This is a genomic window from Campylobacter sp. 2018MI13 (assembly GCF_018501135.1).
In the GTDB taxonomy this organism is placed as follows: Bacteria; Campylobacterota; Campylobacteria; order Campylobacterales; family Campylobacteraceae; genus Campylobacter_E.
In genome coordinates this window covers 1-443 of record NZ_JAHCZC010000231.1, presented here as the reverse complement: position 1 = coordinate 443, position 443 = coordinate 1, and the positions used below count along the sequence as shown (strand labels likewise).

Below are 443 nucleotides of genomic sequence, written 5' to 3'. Positions count from 1 at the left end.
TTCGACAACTTTGTCGAGCTGCTTTCCGGCGCGCACGCGATGGACAAGCATTTCTCCACCACTCCGGCGGAGAAAAACCTACCCATTCTGCTGGCGTTGATTGGCATCTGGTACAACAATTTCTTCGGCGCGGAAACCGAAGCCATTCTGCCGTATGACCAGTATATGCACCGTTTCGCCGCCTACTTCCAGCAGGGTAACATGGAATCCAACGGTAAATACGTTGACCGGAACGGCAACGCCGTGGATTACCAGACAGGCCCAATTATCTGGGGCGAACCAGGCACCAACGGTCAGCACGCGTTTTATCAATTGATTCACCAGGGTACTAAAATGGTGCCGTGTGACTTTATCGCCCCGGCTATCACCCATAACCCGCTATCCGATCATCATCAGAAGCTGCTGTCTAACTTCTTCGCGCAGACCGAAGCGCTGGCGTTTGG

Annotated in this window: 1 protein-coding gene; it reads left to right on the top strand. The window is 53.5% G+C overall.

The window, feature by feature from the left end:
* The coding region (locus tag KJQ99_RS09780) for a phosphoglucose isomerase-related protein (RefSeq protein WP_502756525.1) at positions 1-443 on the top strand (443 nt) is incomplete at both ends.